Annotated in this window: 13 protein-coding genes and 1 pseudogene; 10 read left to right on the top strand and 4 right to left on the bottom strand. The window is 46.9% G+C overall.

Annotation, left to right across the window (positions count from 1 at the left end):
* The first annotated feature begins 159 nt into the window (after positions 1 to 159).
* Positions 160 to 1,692: a SpoVR family protein gene (locus tag ICA20_RS11025; RefSeq protein ID WP_038641227.1), complete on the top strand. Its 1,533-nt coding sequence runs from the start codon at positions 160 to 162 to the stop codon at positions 1,690 to 1,692.
* 93 nt (positions 1,693 to 1,785) lie between these two features.
* Here the strand turns inward: ICA20_RS11025 and fadR are convergent, their stop codons facing one another.
* On the bottom strand, positions 1,786 to 2,505 hold the full coding sequence (gene fadR, locus ICA20_RS11020; RefSeq protein ID WP_038641229.1) for a fatty acid metabolism transcriptional regulator FadR: 720 nt from the start codon (positions 2,503 to 2,505) through the stop codon (positions 1,786 to 1,788).
* Positions 2,506 to 2,742: 237 nt separating this feature from the next.
* Here fadR and nhaB point away from each other — a divergent pair, with 237 nt between their 5' ends.
* From nhaB to ICA20_RS10985, 7 genes and pseudogenes are all read left to right on the top strand, one after another.
* The gene (gene nhaB / locus ICA20_RS11015; RefSeq protein ID WP_038641231.1) at positions 2,743 to 4,287 is read left to right on the top strand and encodes a Na(+)/H(+) antiporter NhaB; all 1,545 of its coding nucleotides are present in this window, start codon (positions 2,743 to 2,745) and stop codon (positions 4,285 to 4,287) included.
* Between the two features lie 141 nt (positions 4,288 to 4,428).
* A complete protein-coding gene (dsbB, locus tag ICA20_RS11010) occupies positions 4,429 to 4,959 on the top strand; it encodes a disulfide bond formation protein DsbB (protein ID WP_038641233.1) in 531 nt (176 codons plus the stop codon).
* Positions 4,960 to 5,069: 110 nt separating this feature from the next.
* Positions 5,070 to 5,411 carry a DUF1971 domain-containing protein gene (locus tag ICA20_RS11005; RefSeq protein WP_003020940.1) on the top strand — a complete coding sequence of 114 codons (342 nt, stop codon included), beginning with the start codon at positions 5,070 to 5,072 and terminating at the stop codon, positions 5,409 to 5,411.
* Positions 5,412 to 5,759: 348 nt separating this feature from the next.
* The gene (locus tag ICA20_RS11000; protein ID WP_038641234.1) at positions 5,760 to 6,122 is read left to right on the top strand and encodes a GtrA family protein; all 363 of its coding nucleotides are present in this window, start codon (positions 5,760 to 5,762) and stop codon (positions 6,120 to 6,122) included.
* Complete coding sequence (locus tag ICA20_RS10995; protein ID WP_038641236.1) at positions 6,119 to 7,045, top strand: glycosyltransferase family 2 protein; 927 nt, start codon at positions 6,119 to 6,121, stop codon at positions 7,043 to 7,045. The genes ICA20_RS11000 and ICA20_RS10995 overlap by 4 nt, the downstream gene beginning before the upstream one ends.
* Positions 7,042 to 8,475: a glucosyltransferase domain-containing protein gene (locus ICA20_RS10990; RefSeq protein ID WP_038641238.1), complete on the top strand. Its 1,434-nt coding sequence runs from the start codon at positions 7,042 to 7,044 to the stop codon at positions 8,473 to 8,475. The genes ICA20_RS10995 and ICA20_RS10990 overlap by 4 nt, the downstream gene beginning before the upstream one ends.
* A 367-nt stretch (positions 8,476 to 8,842) precedes the next feature.
* Positions 8,843 to 9,887: pseudogene (locus ICA20_RS10985) on the top strand (site-specific integrase); the annotation flags it as partial.
* A 26-nt stretch (positions 9,888 to 9,913) separates the two neighbouring features.
* On the opposite strand, the gene ICA20_RS10980 reads toward ICA20_RS10985, so the two are convergent.
* The 3 genes from ICA20_RS10980 to ICA20_RS10970 all read right to left on the bottom strand — a co-directional run bounded on the left by ICA20_RS10980 (position 9,914) and on the right by ICA20_RS10970 (position 11,475).
* A complete protein-coding gene (locus ICA20_RS10980) occupies positions 9,914 to 10,360 on the bottom strand; it encodes a YcgN family cysteine cluster protein (protein WP_003020944.1) in 447 nt (148 codons plus the stop codon).
* Between the two features lie 92 nt (positions 10,361 to 10,452).
* The gene (locus tag ICA20_RS10975; RefSeq protein ID WP_038641240.1) at positions 10,453 to 11,112 is read right to left on the bottom strand and encodes a fumarylacetoacetate hydrolase family protein; all 660 of its coding nucleotides are present in this window, start codon (positions 11,110 to 11,112) and stop codon (positions 10,453 to 10,455) included.
* Between the two features lie 69 nt (positions 11,113 to 11,181).
* Positions 11,182 to 11,475 (bottom strand): YcgL domain-containing protein, encoded by a 294-nt coding sequence (locus tag ICA20_RS10970; RefSeq protein WP_038641242.1) that lies wholly within the window; start codon positions 11,473 to 11,475, stop codon positions 11,182 to 11,184.
* 126 nt (positions 11,476 to 11,601) lie between these two features.
* Here ICA20_RS10970 and minC point away from each other — a divergent pair, with 126 nt between their 5' ends.
* Both minC and minD read left to right on the top strand, forming a co-directional pair.
* Positions 11,602 to 12,309, top strand: coding sequence for a septum site-determining protein MinC (gene minC, locus ICA20_RS10965; protein ID WP_038641244.1), 708 nt, complete (start codon positions 11,602 to 11,604; stop codon positions 12,307 to 12,309).
* Between the two features lie 23 nt (positions 12,310 to 12,332).
* Positions 12,333 to 13,145: a septum site-determining protein MinD gene (minD, locus tag ICA20_RS10960; RefSeq protein WP_038641246.1), complete on the top strand. Its 813-nt coding sequence runs from the start codon at positions 12,333 to 12,335 to the stop codon at positions 13,143 to 13,145.
* The last annotated feature ends 3 nt before the right edge of the window (positions 13,146 to 13,148 follow it).

Here is a 13,148-nt window from a genome sequence, read left to right as displayed (position 1 = left end):
TCCAGCATAAAATTTTGCGGACATGCCTTTTTTCTGCGCTTCGCTAACGTGAAATCGCAAAGAAAAAATTTCTGCCGCAGCACGTTTTTTAACACCATGATCTATGCTTGAAATGAGGTACTCCACACAGAGAGTGCCGCCAACAATGAGGGTGCGCGAATGGCTACGATTGATTCCATGAACAAGGACAGCACACGGTTAAGCGATGGACCCGACTGGACGTTTGATCTGCTGGATGTCTATCTGGCGGAAATAGACCGCGTGGCGAAACTCTACAGACTGGATACCTACCCGCACCAAATCGAGGTGATCACCTCCGAACAGATGATGGATGCCTACTCCAGCGTCGGGATGCCAATCAACTATCCGCACTGGTCGTTTGGTAAGAAGTTTATTGAAACCGAGCGCTTGTATAAGCATGGTCAGCAGGGGCTGGCCTATGAAATCGTCATTAACTCCAATCCGTGTATCGCGTATCTGATGGAAGAGAACACCATCACCATGCAGGCGCTGGTGATGGCGCATGCCTGCTACGGACATAACTCTTTCTTCAAAAATAACTACCTGTTCCGTAGCTGGACGGATGCCAGCTCCATTGTCGACTATCTGATCTTCGCGCGAAACTACATTACCCAGTGTGAAGAGCGTTACGGTGTGGATGAAGTCGAAAAGCTCCTCGACTCCTGCCATGCGCTGATGAACTACGGCGTGGACCGTTACAAACGACCGCAAAAAATCTCGCTACAGGAAGAGAAAGCCCGGCAGAAAAGCCGTGAAGAGTATCTACAAAGCCAGGTGAATATGCTGTGGCGCACGCTGCCGAAGAAAGAGGAAGAGAAAACCATTTCCGAAGCGCGGCGATATCCTTCCGAGCCGCAAGAAAACCTGCTCTATTTTATGGAAAAAAACGCGCCGCTACTGGAGTCCTGGCAGCGTGAGGTCTTACGCATCGTGCGCAAGGTCAGCCAGTATTTTTATCCGCAGAAACAGACGCAGGTGATGAATGAAGGCTGGGCCACCTTCTGGCATTACACCATCCTTAACCACCTTTATGATGAAGGTAAAGTTACCGAGCGTTTTATGCTGGAGTTTCTGCATAGCCATACCAACGTGGTTTTCCAGCCGCCGTACAATAGTCCGTGGTATAGCGGGATAAACCCTTACGCGCTGGGCTTTGCGATGTTCCAGGATATCAAGCGTATCTGTCAGTCCCCCACCGAGGAAGACAGGTACTGGTTCCCGGATATTGCCGGTTCCGACTGGTTGGAAACGCTGCATTTTGCGATGCGCGATTTTAAAGATGAGAGTTTTATCAGTCAGTTCCTGTCACCAAAAGTGATGCGCGATTTCCGCCTGTTCACCGTGCTGGATGACGATCGCCACAATTACCTGGAGATTTCCGCTATCCATAATGAGGAAGGATATCGTGAAATTCGTAACCGACTGTCGTCGCAATATAACCTCAGCAACCTGGAGCCGAATATTCAAGTCTGGAATGTCGATCTGCGCGGCGACCGTTCGCTCACCTTGCGTTATATTCCGCATAACCGTGCCCCGCTGGATAAGGGACGCAAAGAGGTACTGAAACATGTGCACCGGTTATGGGGTTTTGACGTGATGCTGGAGCAGCAGAATGAAGATGGCAGCGTGGAGCTGCTGGAGCGTTGCCCGCCGAGGATGAACGGTCTGTAAATCTTATTGCCGGAGGCGGTGTAAACACCTTATCCGGCCTGCGCATTCGAGGCCGGATAACACGCTTTAGCGTCGCCATCCGGCATTGCGTAATTAGCGTCCCTGAATAGCTAAATCGCCCGGCAGGTTTTTCTGCATACGATGCCAAATCTCGCCGCTGTCGTGACCATAGCGGCGCACCGTTTCATAAACCTGCTCATGAGCGCCCTGCTCACACAGTTCTGACAGCTTACGATAGAAGCTCAGCGCCAGACCACGCGCTTCTGGATTAGCAAAATAATGACGACCAATACGGGTATATAACCCTTTCATTCCGTTGAGGATCAGACCGTATATGGGGTTACCGGACGCAAATGCCAGACCGCGAAAAATGTTGTAGTCCAGATCGGCGAACGCATCAGCGTGGTCAGCTACCTGATTTGCTGTCGCCAACACCTCCTGCGCTTTGTCAGGATGCTGGCGAAACGCGGTACGGATAAAGATGGTTGAAATGTTGGTGCGCACAGACAGCAGATTATCGATCAACTGCGGTACGCTCTCGTGATCGAGGCGCGCCAGCGTTTCAAGAATATTCAACCCGGAGGTTTCCCAGAAGTTATTCACCTTCGTCGGTTTGCCGTGTTGAATGGTCAACCAGCCGTCCCGCGCCAGACGCTGTAATACTTCGCGCAACGTAGTACGTGTCACTCCGATCAGTTCAGAGAGTTCACGTTCAGCGGGCAAAATAGTGCCAGGTGGGAAGCGGTTATTCCAGATACTCTCAATGATGTACTCTTCCGCGAACCCCGCCGGGCTTTGCGCCTTAATGACCATAGTAATAATTCCATTACACAGCAAAACATAGTTACAGTTATCATACCAGACGGGTTTCATAGCTGATAGCTGACGAAATGAAGAAAAAGTGGATCAAGGCTTCATTTTCCAGATAACGCTGATACTCACTCCCCCCTTGCCATTCACGTGAAGAGCTTGCCTGCGCCCCCTCCTCCCGCTAAGCTTTGCGGTCAAACATAAAAACATCATTTCATTTTTAAAGGTAGGGAAATCACCATGGAGCTATCATGGAGCCGCGCGATGTGGCGCAATTTTTTAGGTCAGTCGCCAGACTGGTATAAACTTGCACTGCTCATCTTCTTAGTCGCTAACCCGATTATTTTTTTCATCAATCCCTTTATTGCAGGCTGGTTGTTGGTGGCCGAGTTCATTTTTACGCTGGCAATGGCGCTAAAATGTTATCCGCTGCTGCCGGGCGGGCTGTTGGCAATTGAAGCTGTCATCATAGGCATGACCAGCGCCGCGCATGTGCGTGAAGAAGTTGCCGCCAACCTTGAGGTGTTACTGCTGCTGATGTTTATGGTGGCAGGCATCTACTTTATGAAGCAACTGCTGTTGTTTATTTTCACCCGTCTTCTGCTCAGTATTCGTTCCAAGTCACTGCTGTCGCTCTCCTTTTGCATTGCTGCCGCCTTCCTGTCCGCGTTTCTTGACGCGTTGACCGTCGTTGCCGTGGTAATAAGCGTAGCGGTCGGTTTTTATGGCATTTACCATCGCGTGGCCTCTTCCCGTGGGGAAGATAACAATATGCTCGATGACAGCCATATTGATCAGCACAACAAGGTCGTTCTGGAGCAGTTCCGTGGTTTTCTGCGTAGCCTGATGATGCACGCAGGCGTCGGTACGGCGTTAGGCGGCGTAATGACCATGGTTGGTGAACCGCAAAACCTGATTATCGCCAAAGCAGCTGGCTGGCACTTTGGCGACTTCTTCCTGCGCATGTCACCGGTCACCGTTCCGGTGCTGATTTGCGGTCTGCTAACCTGCGTGCTGGTCGAGAAATTACGTTGGTTCGGCTATGGCGAAACGCTGCCGGAGACCGTCCGCGATGTCCTGCAAAAATTTGACGATCAGAGCCGTCAGCAGCGAACCCGCCAGGACAAGATCAAACTGATTATCCAAGCGATTATCGGCGTCTGGCTGGTGGTCGCCCTGGCACTGCATCTGGCGGAAGTGGGATTAATTGGTCTGTCAGTGATTATTCTGGCAACGTCGTTAACCGGCGTTACCGACGAACATGCTATAGGCAAAGCCTTTACCGAGTCGCTGCCCTTCACCGCCCTGCTGACCGTGTTCTTCTCTGTTGTTGCGGTGATCATCGATCAGCAGCTCTTTTCGCCGATTATTCAGTTCGTTTTACAAGCCTCTGAACACGCGCAATTAACGCTGTTCTATCTGTTTAATGGTCTGCTGTCGTCTATCTCTGATAACGTCTTTGTCGGCACTATCTACATCAACGAAGCCAAAGCGGCCCTGGAACAGGGGACTATCAGCCTTAATCAGTATGAACTGTTAGCGGTGGCGATTAACACCGGGACCAACTTGCCTTCCGTGGCCACACCAAACGGGCAGGCGGCATTCCTGTTTCTGCTGACTTCCGCCCTGGCACCATTGATTCGCCTCTCTTATGGTCGCATGGTATGGATGGCTCTGCCTTATACCCTTGTCCTGACGCTCGTCGGGTTGCTTTGCGTGGAGTTCACACTTGTTCCAATGACCGAATGGATGACCCAGTCGGGCTGGTTAGCTACACTTTCATAACAATTAGCCGGGCAAATCACTGCCCGGTTTGACTTTTTGCATGATAATTATCCGATTACGCAAATTTTCAATTCCCGCTAGTGGCGCATAAAGTGAATTGGTTTAAACTGCGGTCTCTACGCATGTTGCAGGGAAATTATTATGTTGCGATTTTTAAACCAGTGTTCCCGTGGTCGTGGAGCGTGGTTATTGTTGGCGTTTACCGCCTTTGCGCTGGAACTCGTTGCGTTGTGGTTCCAGCACGTCATGCTGCTAAAACCTTGCGTGTTGTGTATTTATGAACGTAGCGCATTATTTGGCGTGATGGGTGCGGGACTGGTGGGGGCTATCGCGCCAAAAACACCGCTGCGCTATGTGGCAATGGTTATCTGGATTTACAGTGCCTGGCGCGGTCTTCAGTTAGCGTATGAACACACCATGATTCAGCTTCACCCGTCACCATTTATGACCTGTGATTTTGCCGCGCGCTTTCCGAGCTGGTTACCGCTGGATAAATGGCTGCCGCAGGTGTTTGTGGCATCAGGCGACTGCGCTGAGCGTCAGTGGTCGTTTTTAACCCTCGAAATGCCGCAGTGGCTGCTCGGGATCTTCGCCGCATATCTTGTTGTAGCGATACTGGTCGTCATAGCACAACCGTTAAAACCGAAAAAACGTGACCTTTTCGGTCGCTAACAGAGACGCTCCTTCGGGAGCGTTTTTTTTGGCTTAAATTCATTGCCTGCTGGCATCTATAAGATGTATATTAAATACATCTTATAGATGCCACACGGAGGAGATGTCTTATGTCCCATTTACGCATCCCGGCAAACTGGAAAGTTAAACGCTCTACTCCCTTCTTTACGAAAGACAATGTTCCTGCGGCACTGCTCTCCCACCACAACACCGCTGCGGGGGTGTTTGGACAGCTCTGCGTGATGGAAGGCACAGTAACGTATTATGGCTTTGCCAATGAAGACGCAAAAGAACCCGAAGTGAAAGTAGTGATTAATGCCGGCCAGTTCGCGACCAGCCCACCACAATACTGGCATCGCGTTGAATTAAGTGACGATGCACAATTCAACATCAATTTCTGGGTTGAAGACGACAACCATGGAGATGAGATGTATCAGGCGAAAAAATCTTAACCCTTAACGCCTGCTAATCGATGGGCGGCTCAGTCCGCCCATGAAGGTTTGTTCAGGATAGGCGACATTATTAATTTATAGCGCGTCGAAGTGAGCAGAAAGCAGTCATAAAGCAGAGTGTTAGCGCAAGATGAATCACCATCTCACGAGGTTTTGAGTTGTTTTGCGCTAATTGTTTGCCCCCACTCATGCCCCATCATAAGTCACATCTTCGAAAAACATGTCAAGCCTTGCAAACCGCTAAAGCTTTATGTGTACCGATTTTGTTTCACCCACCAATATCTTAGGTCGATCGATCCATTTTCAAATGCTAAACTTCAGGCCTTTCAGAATTCACTGATTTATATAATGTTAAAGCTATTTAGTCGTTATGTTTCCGTTGGCTTGCTGAATACCGCCATTCACTGGTTATGCTTCGGGGCAATGTTCAGCTTGATGGGTTTAAGTCAGGCGATATCCAATCTTGTCGCGTTCTGCGTTGCAGTGACGTTCAGCTTTTTCGTCAATGCCAAATGGACATTTAAGTCAAAAGCAACAACGGGCCGGTATGTGGCCTTTGTCGTCTTTATGGGTGTTATGGCGGCGTTGACTGGCTACATTGCAGATTATCTTCACGCGCCAGCACTAATCACCTTGGTTGCATTCTCGGCATTCAGCCTGGTGGCAGGGTTCATCTATTCAAAATTCATTGTCTTTAGGGATACGAAATGAAAATTTCTTTAGTCGTTCCGGTCTTTAACGAAGAGGCTACGATACCTATATTTTATAAAACGGTTCGCGAGTTTGATGGCCTAAAGGAGCACGACGTTGAGATTGTATTTATCAACGACGGGAGTAGTGATTCAACCGAGTCCATCATCAATGCACTTGCTGTGTCTGATAAATTGGTGATACCGCTATCATTCACCAGAAATTTTGGTAAAGAGCCGGCCCTATTTGCAGGTCTCGACAACGCTACCGGCGAAGCGGTCATTCCAATCGATGTTGATCTGCAAGACCCTATCGATGTCATCCCCCATCTTATTGCTAAGTGGCAGGCTGGCGCTGATATGGTTCTGGCAAAAAGAACGGATCGCTCTACCGATGGAAGACTCAAGCGCAAGTCAGCGGAGTGGTTCTACAAGTTGCACAATAAAATTAGCAACCCCAAAATTGAAGAGAACGTCGGTGATTTTCGCCTGATGTCGCGTGAAGTTGTTGAAAACATCAAGCTGCTTCCTGAGCGAAATCTTTTCATGAAAGGTGTTTTGTCATGGGTTGGTGGGAAAATTGACGTTGTTGAGTACGCAAGAGCAGAACGTGTTGCCGGTGACTCTAAATTCAATGGCTGGAAACTATGGAATCTTGCACTTGAAGGTATCACCAGTTTCTCAACATTCCCGCTGCGTATGTGGACATACATTGGTCTTGTTGTTGCCAGCCTGGCATTTATTTATGGCGCCTGGATGATTGTGGACACATTAGCTTTTGGTAATCCAGTAAGGGGATATCCTTCTTTATTAGTATCAGTACTTTTCCTTGGAGGAGTTCAATTAATTGGAATTGGTGTTCTTGGTGAATACATAGGGCGAATTTACGTTGAGTCAAAATCAAGGCCTAGGTATATCTTAAAAAAGATGGTGACTAAAAAATGATTAAAAACTGGCATGGTTTAATTTTATGTAGCGTAATAGCTTACATATTGCAATTTGTAATTACAGACATTTATTATGGGGATGATTTATTCAGAGTAGTGGATGGCTATTTTTTATGGGGTGACGATGGGAGACCATTGGCAGATATTTTTTACAGATTATTTTTACCGGTAAACTCTTTATATCTTCCAGATATTTTCCCGGTACCATTACTGACATCAGCTCTTTTATTTTCTTTTGTTTTTTACAAAATAGTAGAAAGCTTCTGCGATGAAGGATGTAGCTTCAAATATATTATACCAATTATATTTTTATCTAATACCTTCTTTATTTCAAACCTATTATTTAGGTTTGACGGCGCATTTATGCTTCTAGCCATGGTTTTATCGGCACTTCCATTTGCATTAAACAGGGATAACAAATGGATTTGGTCTATAGTAACTATAATAGCACTAGTTTCATCTTTTTGTTTGTACCAGTCATCAGTAAATGTTTTTATTGGATTCACTTCCATATATGCATATATTATTTACTGTAAAACCAAAAATTTAAAAACCTCAACTCTTTCTATTTTGCTGAGTGCTATCGTTTTTGTTTTATCTTATGCAATATATGCTTTAATATTGAAGCTAACCCCATTAAATGCGCATTTTACTGAGTTTAACAAGGCTATCGATCCTTCTATTGAAGGATTGAATACTTTATTTAATAACATAAGCACATCGTTCATATACGTAAACAAGGTTCTTAGAAGCGGTTTATTGTATCCGATTATTTTTGCTTACATCATATCATCAGCATATGTTATTCATAACTCACTGAAGAAAAGAGATATTTACATACTGATATTTTATTTTACATCAGTGATTACATGCGCATTCTCAATAGGTGGGATAGTTTATTTTGGGAAGTTCGCATCCTTCTTTCCAAGGGTCTTTTGTGGATTTTCTGTTTTCTTAGTGCTTCCTATCATCGTATTACATAATGTAAGGGCCAGTAATATAATTGCCATACCAGTTTGTTTATTTTTACTTATGTCTCAATTAGTTTTGTGTGCTGCCACTATAAATGCATCAAAATTTGAGATTAATCAAGCCGATACCATATCAAAATCAATCATATTTGATATGCAAGAGTATGGATCAGGTGAAAAATTAGCCATCATAGGTAAGCCAAGTTACGCGGCGAGGACAATACCAGTGCTAAGATCATTTCCAATCATAGAAGACTTGTTACCTGTGGTATTTAGAGGTGGATATGATGGTGGAAGATATACATTGTTAGCAAATGGAATGCCCAGGAAACAATTTGCTTCTGATAAGGAAGTTGATTTTATACGTGAGAATATATCGTCCTTGACTACAGCAACATCAAATGATGTATATAACTATTACGTATACAATAACATATCTATTATTTATTTTAAGTAGAATGAAAGCATGCCAAGAAAATTGGCATGCTTCATAAATGCCCTTATGGAGGATTCGATGTCGGATTTGAAAAGCAAGCCGCCAAAACAAGTCGCTGTAAGCAGGCGAATTATCAAATGATTGACTCGCTGCGAAAGATGCAACAAGACAAGGCTAGAATGCAGACACATTAGCATGTCGGATGGTTCAGAAATCGTTACGTGCACAGACTGTATGGGTGCTAAAGCCATTACAGGTAAAAAAACAGAAGGAACTAAAGACTCTCGAAATACCTACTGCTTTCGAATCTTCGCGAAGAAAGCATTAACAAGTTAATAAAAAATCTCGCATTTTGGGGTTTCCTTTTGCTTGGAGAAAGCCATGAGCGACATTATCCAACTGACGCCAAACTAAATGGCTGGCGCTTAAGAGGATGGACTTAACACTTAACGCCCATCTTCGATATGTATCGTATATCACGATCGGAACGGATATCCTCGGTGGCAACCGAATGGTTGATTCAATAACTCATGAGGATGTGCTTAACGTAAGAAAGGAATTGCTGACTGGCTACCAGATATGCGGAGCTCATCAGAAAAACAGGTCAGTGAAGAAAGGAAGGGCTGTCAGGACAGTTAACGTCTACGTTACCTGCATGAAGGGAATGTTTGATTTTGCGGTACTGAATGGGTACATAAGCAAATCTCCATTTGCTGCAGTTACTCCACTTAAAAAATCGAAATCAGATCCATCGCCGTTTACCCGTGATGAGTATCATCGTTTTCTTGAAAAGTGCCCATGCGAACAGATACGTAACCTGTGGAAGCTTGCGTTTAATACAGGCATGCGACACGGTGAGATATGCGCTCTTGCATGGGAGGACATCGACACCAAGAACTGGACGATTCGCATCAGCAGAAACCTTGCCATATCCAATCACTTCACGCTGCCAAAAACAGAAAGCGGGAACCGGATAATCAACCTTACCACTCCAGCTATCGAGGCACTGAAAAGCCAGATGGCTTATACCAGGATGGGGAAACAACATCAGATAGACGTTAACCTCAGAGAGTTTGGCAGAACTCGCCGGGATGAATGTACATTTGTTTTTGTTCCAAGGCTAACAGCAAGGAATGGCAAAGGAGGTGAATGGTACTCACCAGGGTCATTCTCAGGAACGTGGAACAACATATTTAGAAGGAGCGGCATTCCGCACCGCAAGTCATATGAGTCTCGACACACATGCTTGCTGGGCATTAAGCGCCGGAGCAAACCCCAACTTCATTGCAGCTCAAATGGGGCATACGTCCGCACAGATGGTTTACAGTGTTTACGGGAAATGGATGTCCGACAACAATGACAACCAACTGGCAATATTGAACGCTAATTTTGGAGGTAATGCCCCACAGATGCCCCATGTTCAAAACGAGTAGAAACAAAACCCTTTAACCTCATGGAGTTAGTCCGCCCATGAAGGTTTGTTCAGGATATGATCCTGCCAGTCGCGCACTTCTGATTCTTTTACCGCAATATGACGTACCGAAATACGTTCGCCATGCATTGCCGCTTTCGACCCGGTCAGCAACGGATGCCATTCTGGCAACCCTTTTCCTTCCGCCAGCAGACGATAGGCGCAGGTCATCGGCAACCATTCAAAGGTAGGCAGATTATCACGCGTGAGTTTGATGCAGTCCGGCTCGTATTCGAATCGACGTTCGTAGTTACGGCACTGGCAGGTTTTAATATTGAGCTGCTTACAGGCGACGTTGGTAAAATAGATTTCGTCAGTGTCTTCATCCATCAGCTTATGCAGGCAGCATTGACCACACCCATCACATAATGACTCCCACTCGGCATCGGTCATTTCATCAAGGGTTTTACTTTGCCAGAAAGGTATGTCGCTCATCAGGGTATCCGCTATCGTAATAAAGCTGCACCTTATAACCAGTCTGGCACGCTGATGCAAGTTTTGCCGCCCGAAAAGGCGGCAAGCAGAGATTACAGCACGCGGGTGGTCAGAGTTTGTCCGTGGAAACTGATAGCCAGTTCATCACCACTACTTAACGGTCCAACCCCTGCTGGCGTACCCGTCAGCACCACATCGCCCGCTTTGAGCGTAAAGAAACGGCTCATGTAGGCAATCAAAGGAACAATGGGATGGATCATATCTGCCGTCGAGCCGTGCTGACGCGTTTCGCCGTTTACCGTCAAGCCGAGCATTGTATCCTGCGGATCACCATCAAATTCCGCCACCGGGATAAATCCTGACAGCGGGCATGAGTTATCAAAGCCCTTGGCTTTTTCCCACGGCTGACCGGCTTTCTTCATTTTGCCCTGAATATCGCGCAGGGTTAGATCCAGCGCTACGCCATAGCCAGCGATGGCTTTACGCACATGTTCTTCTGTCGCCTGGCGTAAGGTTGCGCCAATCAGTACCGCCAGCTCAACCTCATGGTGAACCGACCCCATATCGGATGGGATCGCCAGCGGCTGGCGCAAATCACACAGCGCAGTTTCCGGTTTGATAAACAGTACCGGCTCTTCCGGGGTGGTTCCCCCCATCTCTTTTATATGGTTGGCATAGTTACTGCCTACGCAAACCACCTTACTCACCGGATAATCCAGCAGAGCACCATGCCAGTTGTGATGTTGATACATTACTTTCCCCTAACGTAGTCATAGTTTTCAGGTACTGCATCGATGGAACGTGCTGCTGCCGGATGCAGTTTAACGTTTAGCGTCTGATGTATTTTGTTTGGCCGCTGCCAGATGCTGTTTGAGCAAATCTTCTGGCGGTGGCGGTATTTGTAAATAATAGCCCTGCTCGATTAGCGCCTGTTTTACTTTTTCAAGATCGGCATTAACCAGTTTTTTTCGACCATCAAGCGGCAACATCATTGCCAGCGTTGGCTGACCAAATCCTTTCATCAGTTCTTCAGGAACTCGCGAGAAATCGTCTTTTTTTTCGACATATAAATAAGTCTGGTCACGTTTGCTGCTTCGGTAGATCACACAAAACATATCTTTTACTCTGAATTCACGGAATGGTGGCTTGCCTCAATATAATACTGACTATAACATGCCTTATAGTCTTCGGAATATCACCCCGCGCTGGGGATGATAAATAGCAAATTGAGTAAGGCCAGGATGTCAAACACGCCAATCGAGCTTAAAGGCAGTAGCTTCACCTTATCAGTGGTTCATTTACATGAAGCAGAACCCGAGGTTATTCGTCAGGCGTTGGAAGACAAAATCGCGCAGGCCCCTGCATTTTTAAAACATGCGCCCGTGGTGGTTAACGTGAGTGGTCTTGAAAGCCCGGTAAACTGGTCGGCGCTGCAGGAAGTTGTCGCGTCTACCGGCTTGCGCATTATCGGCGTTAGCGGATGCAAAGACGCCCGATTAAAGGCTGAAATTGACGAAATGGGACTTCCTTTACTGACTGAAGGTAAAGAAAAAGCGCTTCGTCCCGCGCCTGTTGAGGCTCCAGTTCCCGTCCCGCCGCCGCAAAACGTTACTCCCATCACAAAAACACGATTAATAAATGTACCGGTTCGTTCCGGTCAGCGCATTTATGCTCCACAATGTGATCTGATTGTTACAAGCCACGTCAGTGCGGGCGCAGAGCTTATCGCTGATGGCAATATTCATGTTTATGGGATGATGAGAGGTCGAGCGCTGGCAGGCGCAAGCGGGGACCGGGAAGCGCAAATTTTTTGTACCCACCTGACGGCAGAACTGGTGTCTATCGCAGGTGTTTATTGGCTGAGTGATAAAATCCCAGCAGAATTTTATGGCAAAGCGGCACGCCTGCAATTAGCAGAGAACGCTTTGACAGTTCAACCGTTGAATTGATCCCTTTTTAACAAGGAATTTCTATGGCACGCATTATTGTTGTTACTTCGGGTAAAGGGGGCGTTGGCAAAACCACCTCCAGCGCGGCCATCGCTACAGGTTTGGCCCAGAAGGGAAAGAAAACTGTCGTTATTGATTTTGATATCGGCCTGCGTAATCTTGATCTGATTATGGGTTGTGAACGCCGCGTCGTTTACGACTTCGTCAACGTTATTCAGGGCGATGCGTCGTTAAATCAGGCGTTAATCAAAGATAAGCGTACCGAGAATCTCTTTATTCTTCCGGCTTCACAGACCCGCGATAAAGACGCGCTGACGCGTGAAGGCGTCGCAAAAGTTCTGGACGATCTGAAAGCGATGGACTTTGACTTCATCGTCTGCGATTCCCCGGCGGGTATCGAAACCGGCGCGCTGATGGCCCTGTATTTTGCTGATGAAGCCATTATCACCACAAACCCGGAAGTCTCTTCTGTACGCGACTCAGACCGTATTCTGGGTATTCTGGCGTCGAAATCCCGCCGCGCAGAAAACGGTGAAGAGCCGATTAAAGAGCATCTGTTGCTTACGCGCTACAACCCTGGCCGCGTAAATAAAGGTGACATGCTGAGCATGGAAGACGTACTGGAAATTCTGCGAATCAAGCTGGTTGGCGTGATTCCTGAAGATCAGTCAGTCCTGCGCGCGTCTAACCAGGGTGAGCCGGTTATTCTCGACATCAATGCTGATGCCGGTAAAGCCTATGCTGATACCGTAGACCGTCTGTTGGGAGAAGAACGTCCTTTCCGCTTCATTGAAGAAGAGAAGAAAGGTTTCCTCAAACGCCTGTTCGGAGGATAAGTT

The organism is Citrobacter sp. C5_2 (assembly GCF_014596845.2).
GTDB lineage: Bacteria > Pseudomonadota > Gammaproteobacteria > Enterobacterales > Enterobacteriaceae > Citrobacter > Citrobacter werkmanii.
Note: the sequence above shows the minus strand (reverse complement) of the source record. Positions and strands in the feature narration are given on the sequence as shown.

Bases quoted from the DNA above. Each gene is read 5' to 3' on its own strand.
- ICA20_RS10975 (WP_038641240.1), bottom strand. From the start codon at position 11,112: ATGTATCAACATCACAACTGGCATGGTGCTCTGCTGGATTATCCGGTG.
- ICA20_RS11025 (WP_038641227.1), top strand. From the start codon at position 160: ATGGCTACGATTGATTCCATGAACAAGGACAGCACACGGTTAAGCGAT.
- ICA20_RS11000 (WP_038641234.1), top strand. From the start codon at position 5,760: ATGTTAAAGCTATTTAGTCGTTATGTTTCCGTTGGCTTGCTGAATACC.
- minD (WP_038641246.1), top strand. From the start codon at position 12,333: ATGGCACGCATTATTGTTGTTACTTCGGGTAAAGGGGGCGTTGGCAAA.
- dsbB (WP_038641233.1), top strand. From the start codon at position 4,429: ATGTTGCGATTTTTAAACCAGTGTTCCCGTGGTCGTGGAGCGTGGTTA.
- minC (WP_038641244.1), top strand. From the start codon at position 11,602: ATGTCAAACACGCCAATCGAGCTTAAAGGCAGTAGCTTCACCTTATCA.
- ICA20_RS10970 (WP_038641242.1), bottom strand. From the start codon at position 11,475: ATGTTTTGTGTGATCTACCGAAGCAGCAAACGTGACCAGACTTATTTA.
- ICA20_RS10990 (WP_038641238.1), top strand. From the start codon at position 7,042: ATGATTAAAAACTGGCATGGTTTAATTTTATGTAGCGTAATAGCTTAC.
- ICA20_RS10995 (WP_038641236.1), top strand. From the start codon at position 6,119: ATGAAAATTTCTTTAGTCGTTCCGGTCTTTAACGAAGAGGCTACGATA.
- nhaB (WP_038641231.1), top strand. From the start codon at position 2,743: ATGGAGCTATCATGGAGCCGCGCGATGTGGCGCAATTTTTTAGGTCAG.
- ICA20_RS10980 (WP_003020944.1), bottom strand. From the start codon at position 10,360: ATGAGCGACATACCTTTCTGGCAAAGTAAAACCCTTGATGAAATGACC.
- ICA20_RS11005 (WP_003020940.1), top strand. From the start codon at position 5,070: ATGTCCCATTTACGCATCCCGGCAAACTGGAAAGTTAAACGCTCTACT.
- fadR (WP_038641229.1), bottom strand. From the start codon at position 2,505: ATGGTCATTAAGGCGCAAAGCCCGGCGGGGTTCGCGGAAGAGTACATC.